At 61.8% G+C, this 455-nt stretch carries 1 pseudogene; it reads left to right on the top strand.

What is annotated here, in order from left to right:
- Window positions 1-455: pseudogene (locus tag J3481_RS14430) on the top strand (ThiF family adenylyltransferase); the annotation flags it as partial.

Below are 455 nucleotides of genomic sequence, written 5' to 3'. Positions count from 1 at the left end.
AACAGGACCTCATCGGTTGGCGGCTTGGTCGCGTGATCACGGTCGTGGATCGAGGTTTCGTCTCAGAGAGCAATTTGCGGATCCTGCAACGCGCCGGGGGTCACTACATCGCTGGGGAGAAGATGGCCTCCGGGAAACCAGCGGTGGAAGCGGCGTTGGCGCGCCCTGGACGTTTTCGTGAGCTTCGTCCCAACCTGAAAGTGAAGGAGGTCGTGGTGGGAGACGGAGAGGCCCGGGTCCGTTACGTGTTGGCGTTCAATCCCGAGGAAGCCAAACGCGATGAGGCGCGGCGGGAGGCCATGTTGCGCGAGCTTCGGATGGAGTTGGAACGCCTCAAAGAGCTTCAGGGCGAAGCGCACACGAAGGCCCACTGTCGGCTTGCGAGCCATCCCACGTTCAAGCGTTATCTGAAACAGGACCGATGGGGGAACCTGCGAATTGACCCGGAGGCCGTG

This window comes from Alicyclobacillus fructus (genome assembly GCF_017329605.1).
GTDB classification, from domain to species: Bacteria; Bacillota; Bacilli; order Alicyclobacillales; family Alicyclobacillaceae; genus Alicyclobacillus; species Alicyclobacillus fructus.
This window is presented reverse-complemented; position numbering and strand designations above follow the sequence as displayed.